General features: G+C 68.4%; 12 protein-coding genes and 1 pseudogene. 6 read left to right on the forward strand and 7 right to left on the reverse strand.

The features are described from left to right. Positions 1 to 91 precede the first annotated feature (91 nt). Positions 92 to 613, forward strand: a complete 522-nt coding sequence (locus ACTWP9_RS35445) for a hypothetical protein (protein WP_443250437.1) — start codon at positions 92 to 94, stop codon at positions 611 to 613. A 415-nt stretch (positions 614 to 1,028) separates the two neighbouring features. Then, positions 1,029 to 1,124: pseudogene (locus tag ACTWP9_RS35450) on the forward strand (IS5/IS1182 family transposase); the annotation flags it as partial. Between the two features lie 165 nt (positions 1,125 to 1,289). On the opposite strand, the gene ACTWP9_RS35455 reads toward ACTWP9_RS35450, so the two are convergent. The 4 genes from ACTWP9_RS35455 to ACTWP9_RS35470 are packed head-to-tail and all read right to left on the reverse strand — an operon-like array spanning position 1,290 to position 6,192. After that, positions 1,290 to 2,933 (reverse strand): glycoside hydrolase family 13 protein, encoded by a 1,644-nt coding sequence (locus tag ACTWP9_RS35455; RefSeq protein ID WP_443250438.1) that lies wholly within the window; start codon positions 2,931 to 2,933, stop codon positions 1,290 to 1,292. 54 nt (positions 2,934 to 2,987) lie between these two features. Continuing rightward, on the reverse strand, positions 2,988 to 3,821 hold the full coding sequence (locus ACTWP9_RS35460) for a carbohydrate ABC transporter permease (RefSeq protein ID WP_443250439.1): 834 nt from the start codon (positions 3,819 to 3,821) through the stop codon (positions 2,988 to 2,990). Continuing rightward, entirely contained in the window at positions 3,818 to 4,885 is a 1,068-nt protein-coding gene (locus ACTWP9_RS35465) for a carbohydrate ABC transporter permease (RefSeq protein WP_443250440.1), read from the reverse strand. Before ACTWP9_RS35465 ends, ACTWP9_RS35460 begins: the two co-directional genes overlap by 4 nt. An 11-nt stretch (positions 4,886 to 4,896) precedes the next feature. Continuing rightward, entirely contained in the window at positions 4,897 to 6,192 is a 1,296-nt protein-coding gene (locus ACTWP9_RS35470) for an ABC transporter substrate-binding protein (protein ID WP_443250441.1), read from the reverse strand. Between the two features lie 386 nt (positions 6,193 to 6,578). On the opposite strand from ACTWP9_RS35470, the gene ACTWP9_RS35475 reads away from it, so the two are divergent. Further along, the gene (locus tag ACTWP9_RS35475; RefSeq protein WP_443250448.1) at positions 6,579 to 7,622 is read left to right on the forward strand and encodes a LacI family DNA-binding transcriptional regulator; all 1,044 of its coding nucleotides are present in this window, start codon (positions 6,579 to 6,581) and stop codon (positions 7,620 to 7,622) included. 40 nt (positions 7,623 to 7,662) lie between these two features. Here the strand turns inward: ACTWP9_RS35475 and ACTWP9_RS35480 are convergent, their stop codons facing one another. Next, the gene (locus ACTWP9_RS35480; protein WP_443250442.1) at positions 7,663 to 9,807 is read right to left on the reverse strand and encodes an amylo-alpha-1,6-glucosidase; all 2,145 of its coding nucleotides are present in this window, start codon (positions 9,805 to 9,807) and stop codon (positions 7,663 to 7,665) included. A gap of 132 nt (positions 9,808 to 9,939) precedes the next feature. On the opposite strand from ACTWP9_RS35480, the gene ACTWP9_RS35485 reads away from it, so the two are divergent. Then, positions 9,940 to 10,992: a LacI family DNA-binding transcriptional regulator gene (locus ACTWP9_RS35485; protein WP_443250449.1), complete on the forward strand. Its 1,053-nt coding sequence runs from the start codon at positions 9,940 to 9,942 to the stop codon at positions 10,990 to 10,992. Positions 10,993 to 11,125: 133 nt separating this feature from the next. On the opposite strand, the gene ACTWP9_RS35490 is transcribed toward ACTWP9_RS35485, so the two are convergent. Continuing rightward, positions 11,126 to 11,782, reverse strand: coding sequence for a winged helix-turn-helix transcriptional regulator (locus tag ACTWP9_RS35490; protein ID WP_443250443.1), 657 nt, complete (start codon positions 11,780 to 11,782; stop codon positions 11,126 to 11,128). A gap of 231 nt (positions 11,783 to 12,013) precedes the next feature. Between ACTWP9_RS35490 and ACTWP9_RS35495 the strand changes: the two genes are divergently transcribed. After that, positions 12,014 to 12,385: a hypothetical protein gene (locus ACTWP9_RS35495; protein ID WP_443250444.1), complete on the forward strand. Its 372-nt coding sequence runs from the start codon at positions 12,014 to 12,016 to the stop codon at positions 12,383 to 12,385. Between the two features lie 44 nt (positions 12,386 to 12,429). Further along, positions 12,430 to 13,272, forward strand: coding sequence for a maleylpyruvate isomerase N-terminal domain-containing protein (locus tag ACTWP9_RS35500; RefSeq protein ID WP_443250445.1), 843 nt, complete (start codon positions 12,430 to 12,432; stop codon positions 13,270 to 13,272). Positions 13,273 to 13,417: 145 nt separating this feature from the next. Here ACTWP9_RS35500 and ACTWP9_RS35505 read toward each other — a convergent pair whose 3' ends face one another. After that, complete coding sequence (locus tag ACTWP9_RS35505) at positions 13,418 to 14,236, reverse strand: ABC transporter permease (protein ID WP_443250446.1); 819 nt, start codon at positions 14,234 to 14,236, stop codon at positions 13,418 to 13,420. Between the last annotated feature and the right edge of the window lie 57 nt (positions 14,237 to 14,293).

Genomic DNA, 14,293 nt, shown 5'->3' on the forward strand with positions numbered 1-14,293 from the left:
CCACCCACAACGGATCAGCCTTCAACACTCCACGCGTACAAGGGAAATGAGCAGATCGCAGCCTTCTGCAACACGCTTTAGGATCATGTGCATGTCGCTCAGCTACTACGACTTGGCCTTTGAGATCGGTCCTGGGGCAGCCGACAAGGACACCCACTACGTCCGAGGCAGCCTCGCAGAGGTGAAACAGGATCTGGCCGCGGAGCTTGCGCAGCAGCACCACCTGTTTCTGCTCGTCGCCGGTGCCACCCTGAACCTGGACGTCTATCAGCAAGGGAGGCACACCGACTCGATCGACTTGCTCCCGTTCCTCACGATCTCGATAGCGGGCTACCCGGACATCACGTTCACCGGTCCCGACGAACCGGTGGGGTACGACTTCGACGACGAGGATCCAGGGGACGATACGGCCCTGATCAGCCGCATGTTCTCTGCAGAGCTCGGGGACACGGTCGAGGTCACCGTCCACTGGGACCAGATCGAGGTGCCGCCCCTGCGGGGGCAGGTGGCGCACGAGGGCGATGCAGTCGAGCTGCAAATCCCGATGGACTCGTTGCCCGGCCGCGTTGAGCGCACTGCCAAATACGGCTACCAGGACTACTTCGAAAACTGATCTCCCGCCCGGGTTTGGCGGTGTCGAACCGACCAGACCCCTGGGTCGCAAGCATCGGCGAGGTCATCGCGGCTGCGGAACCGGCCTCGGAGCACCGCCACGATCCGGGCCAGGGTCCGGCACTGGTCCACCCAGCCGTGAGCCGCCGGACCGGCCACCAACACCCGCTCCAACTCGGACAGCTGACGGGCCGAGAGCTTGCTCCGGGCACCGCCCGGAAGACCCCTGGCAGCCAGCGCGTGCTGATCTTGTTCCTGATGACCTGTGGGAGCGCGTAGCTCCGCTGCTGCCACCTGCTCCTGAGCGGCACCGCCGCAGCCCCGGGAGACTGCGCGTGCCCGACCCGGACGGCACTCGCTGGGATCGTGTACGTACTGCGGACCGGAGTCGCGTGGCGTGATGTCCCGGCTGAAACGGTGGGCTGCGCCGCAAGCCGCGGCACTTGTATGCCGACCGGGGCTACGACTTCGACAAGTACCGCCGCCTGCTGTGGAAGCGCGACATCAGACCGCCGAGAGCAGATGGCCGGCTTGGACCCGGGCGCGAGGGCGCATGGGAAGGGCCAGGGCCTGTCCGGTCAGCAGGGAGGGGCACCGGACAGGCCCTGGTGATCAGGATCGCCCGAGAAGGGTGGGGCCGACGGCGGTCGTCGGCAGGCCCCACCCCTCATAGGTCGCTATACGGCGAGCCAGGCTGCCTGGTCCGGTGCCAGCAGACCGCCGTCGAGAGGGCCGCTGGTCAGCAGGATGGAGGTGTGGTCGGGCAAGGGGTGTGCCTCGGTCGAGAGGTTGACCACGCAGGTGAAGCCCGGGTCGCGGTGGAAGGCGAGGACTCCGTCGGGGGCGTCCAGCCAGGTGAGGGTGCCGTCGCCGAGTGCGGGGTGCCCCCGGCGCAGGTGCAGGGCGGTGCGGTAGAGCTCCAGCATTGATGCCTTGTCGCCGGTCTGCGCTTCGACGCTGTACTCGGCCCAGTTGGCAGGCTGGGGCAGCCAGGGGGCGGCGGGGGCGCCGTCGGGGCTGAAGCCGTACGGCGTGCTCTGCCCGGACCAGGGGATCGGCACGCGGCAGCCGTCGCGGCCACGCTCGGTGTGTCCTGAGCGCTCCCATACGGGATCCTGCAGGACGTCTTCGGGTAGGTCCTCGACTTCATGGAGGCCGAGTTCCTCGCCCTGGTAGACGTAGGCGCCGCCGGGCAGGGCAAGCATGAGAAGGGCGGCGGCGCGGCCGCGGCGGATGCCCAGTTCGAGGTTGAGGGGGCCTTCTGGGCGATAGGGCTCGTTGGCCACCCAGCGCTTGGTCGCCTTGCGGCCGTAGCGGCTGGCGTGGCGTACGACATCGTGGTTGGAGAGGACCCAGGTGGCGGGTGCGCCGACCGCGCCGAGCATGGCGAGCGAGTTGTCGATGACCGCGCGCAGGTCCTGGGGATCCCAACTGGACATGAGGAAGTCGAAGTTGAATGAGGTGTGCAAGCCGCCCTGGCGGACGTAGGCAGCGAGGCGTTCGGGGGTGTCCGTCCACGCCTCGGCGACGAAGGAGCGGTCGCCTGGGAACTCGTCGGCCACCTCGCGCCAGGCACGGAAGATGTCGTGCACCTCGTCGCGGTCCCAGTGCGGGTGGTCGACGTGCTGCCAGAGTTGCTCGCTGTCCGGGTCCTGGCGGGGCGGCAGGTCGGGGAGTTCGGGGTGCTTGATCAGTCCGTGGGCGACGTCGATGCGGAATCCGTCTACGCCGCGGCTGAACCAGAAGCGGAGGACCGACTCGAACTCGGCGTGTACATCGGGGTTCTGCCAGTTGAGGTCGGGCTGCTGGGGGGCGAACAGATGGAGGTACCACTCGCCGTCGGGCAGCCGGGTCCAGGCGGGGCCGCCGAAGGCGGAGACCCAGTCATTGGGCGGTTCTGAGCCGTCGGTGCCGCGACCCGGTCGGAAGATGTAGCGATCCCGCTCCGCGCTGCCGGGCCCGGCCGCCAGCGCCGCCTGGAACCAGGCGTGCTGGTCGGAGGTGTGGTTGGGCACGATGTCGGGGATGACGCGGATCCCGTGCCGGTGCGCCTCCTCGATGAGCTGCTCCGCCTCGGCCAGGGTGCCGAAGAGAGGGTCGATGTCGCGGTAGTCGGCCACGTCGTAGCCGTGGTCCGCCATCGGCGACTTGTACCACGGGTTGATCCATATGGCATCAACGCCGAGCGACTTGAGATATGGCAGGCGGGACCGGATGCCGGCGATGTCGCCGACGCCGTCGCCGTTCCCGTCGGCGAAGCTGCGGATGTAGATCTGATAGATGACGGCGTTGCGCCACCACGGTGCTGCGGTGCCGGGCATGCTGCTGGGTACTCCTTGGGCGTCGGGGGGTGAGGGCGGCGAGGCGCCCGGTGTCTACTTCGCCGCGCCGGCGGTGAGTCCGGCGACGATACGGCGCTGGAAGAGCAGCACCATGACCACCAGCGGGATCGTTACGAGTACGCCTGCGGCCATCTGGCTGCCGAACGGCACCTCGTACGTCGTGGCGCCGGTGAATTTCGAGATGATGACCGGTGCGGTCTGCATGCCGGGCTTGTTGGTCATCGACAGGGCGATGAGGAACTCGTTCCAGGCACAGATGAAGGTGATGATCGCGGTGGTGAAGATGCCGGGTGCGGCGAGCGGGATGATGACCTTGCGGAACGCCTGGCCTCGGGTGCAGCCGTCGACCATGGCGGCGTGCTCCAACTCGTCCGGCATCTGCTTGAAGAACGTGGTCAGGTTCCACACCGCCAGCGGCAGCGCGAAGGACATGCTCGGCACGATCATCGCCTGGTAGGTGTTGATCCAGCCGATGTCCGTGAACAGCTTCAGCAGCGGGACCACGATCGACACCACCGGGAACATCGAGGTGGCGATGATCAGCGTGAGGATCAGCCGCTTGAACCGGAACTCCAGCCGGGCCATCGCATAGGCGGTGAAAGTGGCCAGCAGCAGCGCCAGTACGGTGGTGGCTCCGGCGACGATCAGGCTGTTGAGCAGCGCGCGGGTGAAGCCCTGGGACGGGCCGAACACCGCCTGGTAGTTCTCGAACGACACCGGGGAGGGAAGCAGCGAGGTGTCGAAGACGTCCGAGGTGCGCCGGAGGCTGGAGACCAGCATCCAGTAGAACGGGGCCAGGCAGTAGGCCACCACTGCCACGACACCCGCGTACAGCAGCCCGCTGCGCCATTTCGCCGTGATGGTCATGCCGTCACCTCCGCACGGCGGAGCGCCGTCAGCCGTCGGCGTTTGCCTTTCCCCTTGGGCTTGCCTGCGCCGCCGTCCCTGTCACCGAGGATGTCGGCGCCGAGCAGCCGGACGAAGGCCAGCGCGATGAGGAGGACGTAGAGGAAGAGGAGCACCGCGTAGGCGGATGCCGGCCCGAAGTGGACGTTGGACGCCTCGTTCTGCGCGAGCATGGACAGGGTTTCCACCGAGTGCTTCTGCGCACCGATGAGGATGTAGGGCAGGTCGAACATCCGCAGTGCGTCCAGGCAGCGGAACAGTACCGCCACCAGCAGCGCCGGCTTCACCAGGGGAAGCGTGACGTGCCAGAACTGGCGCACCGGGCTCGCTCCGTCGATACGGGCCGCCTCGTACACCTCTTTCGGTATCACTTGCAGGCCGGCCAGGACCAGCAGACCGATGAAGGGGGCGGTCTTCCACACCTCGGCGACGATGACCGCGACCTTGGCGTGGAAGCCTTCGGTGGTCCACAGGATCTGGTGGCCGATGAGGGCGTTGGCGATGCCGTTGCTGTTGAAGATCCACCGCCACAGCAGGCCGGAGATGGCCGTGGGCACCGCCCAGGGCACCAGGATGCCGGCGCGTACCAGGGCTCGTCCGCGGAACGCCTTGTGCATGATCAGGGCCATCGCCACACCGATCAGCGTCTCGAAGCCGACCGTGACGACGGTGAAGAACGTGGTGTTCCAGAAGGCGTTCCAGAACCGGTCTCCGGCGGCGGTGAAGATGTCGGTGTAGTTCTTCAGCCCGACGAACGGCTCGGTGGCGCTGATGAAGCCGGTCTTGGGATCCAGGCCCTTCGGCCCGTACAGCGACTCGCTCAGCGCCATGATCGTCGGGTAGAGCACGACGATCGTCAGCACCAGCAGCGTCGGGGACACCAACAGTGCCGCCATCCGTCCCCTGCCGGCGGTCGCCCGGGCCTGCTTCCGTATGTGCGGGCGGCTGACCGGCCTGGATCGGCTGCCGACCGCGTGGTGTGGTTCCCGCTCGGTGGGTCCGGGCGGGATCTTGGTGTCGATCATGGCCCTGTTCCTCACCGTGCCGCGGACTTCCGCAGGTCCTTCTGCATGTCCTTCAGCGCTTGTTCGCTGCTCTTGCTGCCGGTCAGGGCGGCGTACGTCTCCTCCTGGATCGCCGAGGTCACATCGCCGTACTGCACGACCCGCGGACGCGGCACGGCCCGCAGGATGGACTCCTTGAGCACCGGCAGGTACGGATACTGCTTGATCAGCGCCTTGTCGTCATACAGGGAGGCATACGGCGGGGCGAAGGCGGCTTCCTTGAGGAACGTGCCCGCGCTCTTCTCGTTGGTGAAGAACTTCATGAAGTCCAGGGCCGTGGCCTTGTTCTTGGCGTGGGACGACAGGGCCAGGTTGTGACCGCCCAGACTGGAGGAGCCGGGCCCCTTCAGGCCGGGCAGTGGCGCGGTTGCGAACTTCTCCGCGATCTTGCTCTTCTTGGCCAGGGAGTGCACATACGGCCAGTTACGCAGGAAGAGCAGCTTGCCGGACTGGAATGCCTGGCGGCCGTCCTCCTCCTGATAGGTGATGCCCTCCTTGGGGATCGTCCCGTCCTTGACGGAGTCGACGAGGAAGTCCAGGCCCTTCTTCGCCTCGGGGGTGTCGACGTCCGGCTTGCCCTTCGGGTCGGTGACGGTGCCGCCTGCCGAGTTCACGGCTTCGGAGAAGTTCACGGTCAGGCCCTCGTACTTCTGGAGCTGACCGGCGTAGCAGGATATGCCCTTGGCTTCCGGCAGCTTCTTGACCTTGGCACAGGCGGACTTCATCTCCGCCCAGGTTGTCGGCGGCTCGGTGATGCCGGCTTTCTTCAGCAGGTCGGTGCGGTAGTACAGCAGGCCGCCGTCCGAGTTGAACGGGACCGCGTACTGGCTGCCGCGGTACTTCGCTGTCGCCACCACCGGCTTCAGCATCTTCTGAAGCGGGAACTGCTTCTCGGGCAGCTTGCTGATCCACTGGTGGGCGGCGAACTCCGAGGTCCACACGGCGTCCAGGGAGAGCACCGTGTAGGCGTCGGACTTCGTCTCCGCGTTCTGGATCATCTGCTGGCGCTGCGCGTCCGCATCCGTCGGCAGCTGGATGAAGGTGACCTTCTCCTTCGGGTGCAGCTTGTTCCAGCGGTCGAGCATCGGCTGGACGGTGCCGGTGGTGTCCTTGCCTGCCACGTACGTGATCGGGCCCCGGCCCTCGAACGACGTCGCCCCGGCCTGCCCGGAGCCGTCGTCGCCGGACGAGCCGCAGGCGGTGAGGAGGAGCCCGGCGGCAGCAAGCACGGCCGAACACTCAAGTGCTCTGGTTGTCCTGGTCTTCACTGTCTCTCCTGGTCGTGCGGAACCGAAGGCACGGCTGGTCTCCCCTCATGAGGGAGCCGCTGCCGAGATGACTCTGAGATGGCTCTGTTATGAGACCGCGTTGTCAATGCGCGTCGTAGATCAACACCACAGGTCAAAGCGCTGAGGGTCGGCTCGATCAGGCTAGCTTCGACTCCGTTGAGACAACGCTTGCAACGTAGGTGTGCGATTTCCGGAAGTCAATGCGTTACCTCGGGGTAATGGAGTCCGCCACAAGCGGTGAATGCACCAATTTTCTGGCAGCTTTTTCCGAAATTTCTGCGGTGACAGCGATGTCATTCAGGAGCGCAAGTGCAGTGCTGCTGTGCTACCTTCCGCTCATGCCACCAGCTCAGCGGCACCCCACGATGGCTGACGTAGCTGAACGGGCCGGGGTCTCCACTTCCACCGTCTCGCGCACCTTGCGCGGTATGTCCACCGTGTCCCCGGAGGTACGCGGCCGCGTCGAGCAGGCCGCACGCGAGTTGAACTTCGCCGTGTCGCGGCAGGCTGCAAGCCTTGTCACGGGCAGGACCGGGACCATGGCAGTGCTCGTGCCCACGCTCAACTCGTGGTTCATGGGAGCCGCCCTGTCCAGCCTCGCCCCGCTGCTGCGGGCGGCGGGCATGGAACTGAACGTCTACGTGATGGCCGACCTGGCAGCGCGCACCGCGTTCTTCGAGCGCCTTCCCGCCCGGCGCAACGCCGACGCGCTGCTGGTGTTCTCCTTCGACCTCACCGACGAGGAGACCACGCGCCTGGACAACCTGGGCATGCCGGTCATATACGGCAGCCAGCACGTCGAGGGCCGCCCGAGCGTCTACGTCGACGATGTGGCCGGCGCCCTGCACGGCACCCGGAACCTGATCAACTTCGGCCACCGCCGGATCGCCTTCATACAGACGATCGGAGCCAGCGGTTTCTCCTTCAGCTCGAACGAACGACTGCTCGGCTACCAGCAGGCGCTCACCGAAGCGGGCATCCCCCTCGACGACGACCTGGTGGTCGCCACCCTGGCCAGCGGCGACAAGCGCGGCACCGCCGAGGCGCTCGGGAAGCTGCTGAGCCTGCGCGAGCCGCCCACCGCCATCTTCGCCGAACAGGACGAGGTCGCCGTCGCCACCCTGTGGACCCTGCGCAAGATGCAGATCGCAGTGCCCGACCGCATCTCCCTCCTCGGCTTCGACGACCAGCCCATGGCCGACTGGTTCGACCTGTCCACCGTGGCCCAGTCACCCTCGGACATCGGCCGCGAGGCCGGCGAACTCGCCCTCGCCCTCATCAACGACCCCGACGCGGACCACGAACTGCACGTCATCCTGCCCACCCACGTGATCCCACGGGCCACGACCGCCCCGCCGCCGGCGCCGCAACCCGAGCAGAACAACTCCGGCGAGCAGCCGCACGGGTGACGAACCCGGCCCGTGTCGGGGTGGAGGAGCTACCTGCCGATCAAGTCCGTCTCCCTGCGTCACCCGTGACCACTGTCAGCCCTTCCGGCGCCCTCACATGTGTCGTGCTGTCCGCGGTGACGGTGACGTCCAGCGGACCGCCGGCGACCTGGAGTCCCGTCACCGTCAGAGGGCCGTACTCCTGCGCGAAGGCAGGTGCGACCGTCACGGTGCCTGCGGGTACGTCCACGTCGAGTCCCAGGGCGGATCGGAGCACGAGGATCGACGCGGCCGCCGCCCACGCCTGCGGCCGGCAGGACGCCGGGTAGGGGGCGGGCCGCCTGCCCGCTTGGCTACCGTGGCCGGCGAAGAGTTCGGGCAGGCGGGCGTCGAAGCCGGCGGAGGCGGTGAGCAGGCCCGCCGTCAACGACGCTGCCGCTTGGGGGAAGCCGGACCGGACGAGCCCGTGTACGGCGATCGCGGTGTCGTGCGGCCAGATCGAACCGGTGTGGTAGCCGTAGGGGTTGAAGCCCACCGACTTGCTGCTCAGCGTGCGCAGTCCATGGCCGGAGTCGAGGTCCGGCGCGGTCAGCCGGGCCGCCAGCAGGGCGCTCTCCTCATCGTTGAGCAGTCCCGTGCCGAGCAGGTGGCCGAAGCCTGAGGTCACCGAGTCCACCGGCCGGCCGTCACGGTCCAGGGCGACCGCCGGGTAGGGCCCTTGGGCGTCCTCCACCCAGAACCGCTGCCGGAAGCGGTCGGCCAACTGCTCGGCCCATTCCTCCCACTCGTCGGCTCCCCGGCGGCCGAAGGCCCGCAGCAGTGCTGCTCCGCCCCGTGCCGCCTCGTACGCGTATGCCTGCACTTCGCACAGCGCGATCGGTGGGGTGGCGAGGCGACCGTCGTGGTGGCGGATCGCGTCGACCGAGTCCTTCCAGCCCTGGTTGGCCAGACCCCGGCCGGTGTGGTCGATGTACTTGAGGAAGCCGTCACCGCCCGCTTCGCCGTGATCACGCATCCAGCACAGGGCGGACTCGGCGTGGGGCAGGAGCTGTTCGACCTCTTCGGGGGCCAGGCCCCAGCGCCACGCGTCGTGCAGCAGGGTGAGCCACAGCGGCGTGGCGTCCACCGTGCCGTAGTAGAGCGGCGGCAGCGTGAGCGTGTCGCCGAACTCGAGGGCAGTGCGCCGTACTTCATGCAGGATCTTGCCGGGCTGTTCCTCGGTCGCCGGGTCGACGGCCCTGCCCTGACGTCGCGCCAGGGTGCGAAGTGTGCCGGCGGCCAGTTCTGTGCCCAGCGGCAGCAGCATGCGGGCCGCCCATATCGAGTCGCGGCCGAAGAGGGTCAGGTACCAGGGGGCGCCTGCGGCCAGGAACTGGTCGGCACGCCCTCCAGCACCGTCGCCGGAGAGTGGGTCCAGCAGGCGCAGCCGGTCCAGATCCGCGACCGACTGCTCCAGCCAGCGGTCGAACAGGCGCTCCGCGCTGCGCAACACGGGTCTGCGCCAGGGCACCTGGTCAGCCGGCGCAGCCGGGAACTGGTCGCCGTCGGCGTACGCGGCCGTGCAGCCCAACCGCGCCCTCCACGACTGGCCAGGGGCGAGTTCGACGTCGTACGCCAGCCGCCCGGCCGTCGCATCCAGCGCGTCCGGCGCCGGTGTACTGAGCAGATGTACCGCGAACTGGTCGCGGGACCAGGCCAGTCCGTCCGGCGCAGCCTGGGCCGGTACGGCGCTCGGAACATGGCCCGACCTCACCTGCTCCACCGGCGCGAGATCGGTGGCCGCCTCCACAACAAGCCGGAAGCGGACGTGCTGCGTACCGGCGTTGTCGACCTCGAAGGTTTCCTCCAGGCGGCCGGAGGAGACCATACGGTGCCGGCGCAGGGCGACCACCGGGTCCGGCGTCGTCTCGCCGAGTCCGCGGAGGATCGCCCGGAAGTCCGCCTGGTCGGCACCCGTAAGCCCGCCGGCGATCGGCGCGAGCGCTATGCCTTCGGCGGCGATGGTCAGCCGGGCCAGGGCCCTGCTGTCGCCGTGGTAGAAGCCGTCCGCGCCGCCGTCGAGCTGCCCGTCGGCATGAGAGATCACGAAGCTCGGTGCGCACAGCGTGACGACGCCGTCGTGCAGGAACGGCTGCCGGCCCGCTGTCACAGAACCGGGGTCCGTGGCCGAGTCGTTGGAGTCCTGGGTCTTGACAGTAGCGTCCAAAAGAGCGGAACCTCTCACGCATTGGATCGATCCAAGGACACTAACGGCGAGCCCACAGCGCTGACAATCCCCTTTGGATCGATCAAACAGCAGCAGCTGCTACGTCCAGTCTGATCGATGCCGGAGACCGCGATGCCCCGCTCCCCCAGCAATTCATCGGCCAAGGGCGGCCCGGTGACCCTGTCCATGGTGGCCGCTCGGGTGGGAGTCTCCCCGCAGACCGTGTCCAACGCGCTCAACTCGCCGGACCTGCTGCGCCCGGAGACTCTGGAGCGTGTCCGCCGTGCGATCGACGAGATGGGCTACCGACCGAGCCGCGCCGCCCAGATGCTGCGCACCCGCTCCAGCAAACTCATCGGCTACGGTGTCCGGCCGTCCCCGCCCGGCACCACGGCCCCGGTCCTGGACCGCTTCCTGCACGCCCTGTCCGAGGCCGCGGACGAAGCCGGATTCCGCATCCTGTTGTTCGCTTCACCTCCTGGCAGCGCGAGCCTGAAGGGGTACGAGGAACTGCTCGACCAGCACCGTGTCGACGGTTTCCTGCTCAGTGACACCGACGAGCGCAACGACCCCCGCCAAGCCTGGCTGGCCAATCGAGGTGTGCCGTTCGTGGCCTTCGGCCGGATGTGGTCGAAGCGGCAGATCGGCGACTGGGTCGACGTGGACGGCGCCTGCGGCACGGACGCGGCCGTGGAGCACCTGATCGCGCTCGGACACCGCAAGATTGCCTTCCTCGGCTGGCAACGCGGCTCCGGCCTCGGCGACGATCGCGCCGACGGCTGGCAGCGGGCCATGCAGCGGCACGGGCTGCCGACGCGCGGCCGGCGGGCGCAGAGCCTCGACGACGTCGATGCGGCGCGCACCGCCGTCGAACCGCTGCTGGACGCGGGCGCCACCGCCGTGGTGGCGGCAAGCGACACGCTGGCGCTGGGCTGCTTCCACGCCCTGCGCGAGCGCGGGGCCACTCCGGGCCGGGACGTCGCCGTGACCGGCTTCGACGACTCGCCGATGGCCGCCGTCCTCTCTCCGGGCCTGACCACGCTCGCCCAGCCGCTGGAGGCGGTCGGCCGGGAGTGCGTCCGGCTGCTGCTGGCGCGGATGTCCGACCCGGCGGCACCGCCCGAGCGGCTCCTGCTGGAGCCGGCCCTCGTCACTCGCGACAGCGCGCCGGCGCCGGACGCCTGAGCCCTCACCCCAGCCCTTTCAGCGCTTCTCCCCCGGCCATGCCCCATCCGGGCCGGTGATCACTGAGGGTGGAGGACTCCGTGATCAACCACGTGTCCGCTCTGCGCCAGTGGGTGCGAGGTGGGGCGAGCGGTCATCGGCGCGGGGAGCCTCCGACAGCGGCGCGTGGGGAGTTGACGACGGCTCGTACGGCAGCTTCGTCGCCTTCGATGTCGACGAGCCCACGGGTGTCGTCGAGGGTGAGCACGCCCGCTGCCAGCCCGAGAACGATCGAGGCTTCAGCGCGCACGACGGCATCGAGATCGCCGCCATCATGCGGACTCACCGCTGTGCCCGACGAGGTCGTCCTCACCTGGAGCAACTGGTCGTCGACCGCGATCCCCACCGTCGAGGGCCGGTGTGCGGCCGTCTTGCCGGCAAGCAGGGCTGAGAGAGCCAGGACGAGCCACTCGGCGCTGAAGTGGTCGCCGCCTGGTCCGCGTGCCATGAGCGGCGTGGACCAGCGGATGAGGCCCTCAACCGGCTCCCGCAGCTCGGCGCCCCACGGGGTGAGGGCGTACACGATGGCGTTGCCCTCCTCGGCCAGCCGCCGCTCGACCACTCCGGCGGCCTCGAGGCCGCGGAGGCGGTCGGCGAGCAGGTTGGTGGCCACGCCAGGGAGCCCGTCGAGCAGCTCGCGGTAGCGGGCCGGTGCCACGAGGAGCTGGCGGACGATCAGCAGATTCCACCGGTCACCCACGACATCGAGCGCCCGCGCGAGGCCGCAGTACTGGCTGTAACTTCGACTCATCCCCACCTACTTGACGATCTCAAGTTTGCCTGACTATATCTAGCACAGTCGGCGGAAGGACGGTAGGCATGGCTGACACCAGAAGGCCGACGTGGGTCGACGACGAGCTGTTCCCGTTCGAGAGCCGCTTCGTTGCCGTCGACGGGCACACCGTCCACTACGTGGATGAAGGATCGGGGCCGACGCTGTTGCTGCTGCACGCCAACCCGACGTGGTCGTTCGTGTATCGGGATGGCCCATTACCGACAGGCCCCCGCCACCCGCAGCCGGCGCGACGCGTCGGCCGTGCTTCCCCGGCGCATCACCGCCAGCCGTGCCTTTCTCGCCGGTGTCGAGGCCGGGCTCTCCGACATCGCGTCACTCCGTACGCTCATCGTGTGGGGCGACGCCGACTTCGCTTTCCGGGCCAAGGAGCGGCGGCGATGGGAGCAGGTGTTCGCCGACCCTCACACCGTGATCGTCGAAGGCGCCGGCCACTTCGTGCAGTCCGACGCGCCTGACCGGTTCGCGGCGGCGATCCGCGACTGGCAGTTCGCGCCCGGCGGACGGAGCACGCCTCCGGCTCGCGGGGACGCCGTGCGGAGAACGCCGTGGGAGTCGTAGACGCCAGGCAAGGCCCAGACTCCGACGCGCAGGAAGGCGCTGACATGATCCCGACTGCGATGCACAGTGGTGCATCCGACACCGACACCATGACCCAGGCTCGTGCAGCGTTGCGGGACGTGGTCCCCCGCCTCGTCGCACTTGTGCGGAGCGCCCCTGACACCAACTCCGCTTCGGTCGGCACATGGACGGTGGGCGATGTCGCGGCTCACTTGTCTCATGTGTTTCGCTTCGACACCGACGCCGTCGCCGGAAGACCGGTTCCGGAAGCCACAGTGACGACGGCGGGCATGGCCGAGGTCAACGCGAAGATGCTGGCCGAGGACGGCGAACGGGAGCCGGGCGTACTCGCAGATCGCATCAACGCGCTTGCAAGCGAGTTCGACGACGTCGCGTCGCGTTCGCAAGCAGCCACCGTCAGCTGGCTGCAAGGTGCTCGCCTGCCGCCTTCGGCGGTGGCGTGTCACCTGCTCGAGGAATGCCTGATCCACGGCCATGACATCGCCGGAGCCACCGGGCGCCCGTGGCCGATCCAGCGTCACCACGCTCTGCTTGCGGTCGAAGGCGGCGCGCTTCCGCTTATCGCTGCTCTGCCGCCCACCGCATTTCTGGACCAGGAGAAGGCCGGATCCTTCCGAGCTCGTTTCGAACTGCTCCTGCGTGGAGGCGGACGCACGTTGATGGTCTTCGACCGCGGTTCGCTGACGCTCGACGCGGAGTGTGCACGTGATGTCGACGCGCACGTCTCTGCCGACCCCGCGGCTCTCATGCTGCTGTTCATCGGCCGACAACGCATATGGAAACCACTTCTTGAAGGGAAGCTCGCCACGTGGGGTCGTCAGCCATGGAAGCTCGCCCGCATGCTCACCGTCATAAGCCCCCCGTAGCCCGCTGGTCGGACGAGCGACCAGCAGTACCCCGCAATGTGAACAGCGTGGTTGCGCGGACGGGGCAGCGTACGCCGACGCGGTGTCGGAGTACGCCGCCCGGGGCGGGACGAGCTGCGGGAGGTGGCCCGCGCGGTCGTCCCGGCTACTTCGGGTCGCGGTTGAACAGGGCCTTCGACCAGCGGTAGCCGAGCGCGGTCAGGCCCAGGCACCAGACGATCGCGATCCACCAGTTGTTGCCGATCTCGCCGCCGAGCAGCAGCCCGCGCAGGGTCTCGATGGCCGGGGTGAACGGCTGGTACTCGGCGATCGGCTGGAACCAGCCCGGCATCGCGTCGACCGGGACGAAGGCGCTCGAGATGAGCGGGAGGAGGACCAGCGGCATCGCATTGTTGCTGGCCGCCTCGGCGTTCGGGCTGGCCATACCCATCCCGACCGCGATCCAGGTGAGCGCCAGGGCGACCAGCGTGACCAGCCCGGCCGCCGCCAGCCACTCCAGGGCCGTGGCATCCGTGGACCTGAAACCGATGGCCACGGCGACGGCACCGACGAGCACCGCGCTGGCGATCGACTGCAGCACGCTGCCGACGACGTGCCCGATGATCACAGAGCCGCGGTGGATCGCCATCGTACGGAAGCGGGCGATGATGCCCTCGGACATGTCGGTGGCGACGGACACCGCGGCCCCGACCACGGTGCCGCCGATGGTCAACATCAGGATGCCCGGAACGATGTAGGCGATGTAGTCCGAGCGGTCCGCGCCGCCGCCGCCGATGCCCACGCTCATCACGTCTCCGAAGACGTAGACGAAGAGCAGCAGCATCATGATCGGTGTGAGCAGCAGGTTCAGGGTGAGGGACGGGTAGCGCCGCGCGTGCAGCAGGTTGCGGCGCAGCATCGTGTTCGAGTCGCGCACGGCGAGGGAGATCCGGGGCGGGCGGGCGGGAGCCAGTGGGGTGCTCATCGGACGGTCTCCTTGGGCTGGTTGGGGACGTCGGTGCCACCGGTCAGGGCGAAGAAC

It is taken from the genome of Streptomyces sp. 3N207, from assembly GCF_052246355.1.
Classification (GTDB): Bacteria; Actinomycetota; Actinomycetes; order Streptomycetales; family Streptomycetaceae; genus Streptomyces.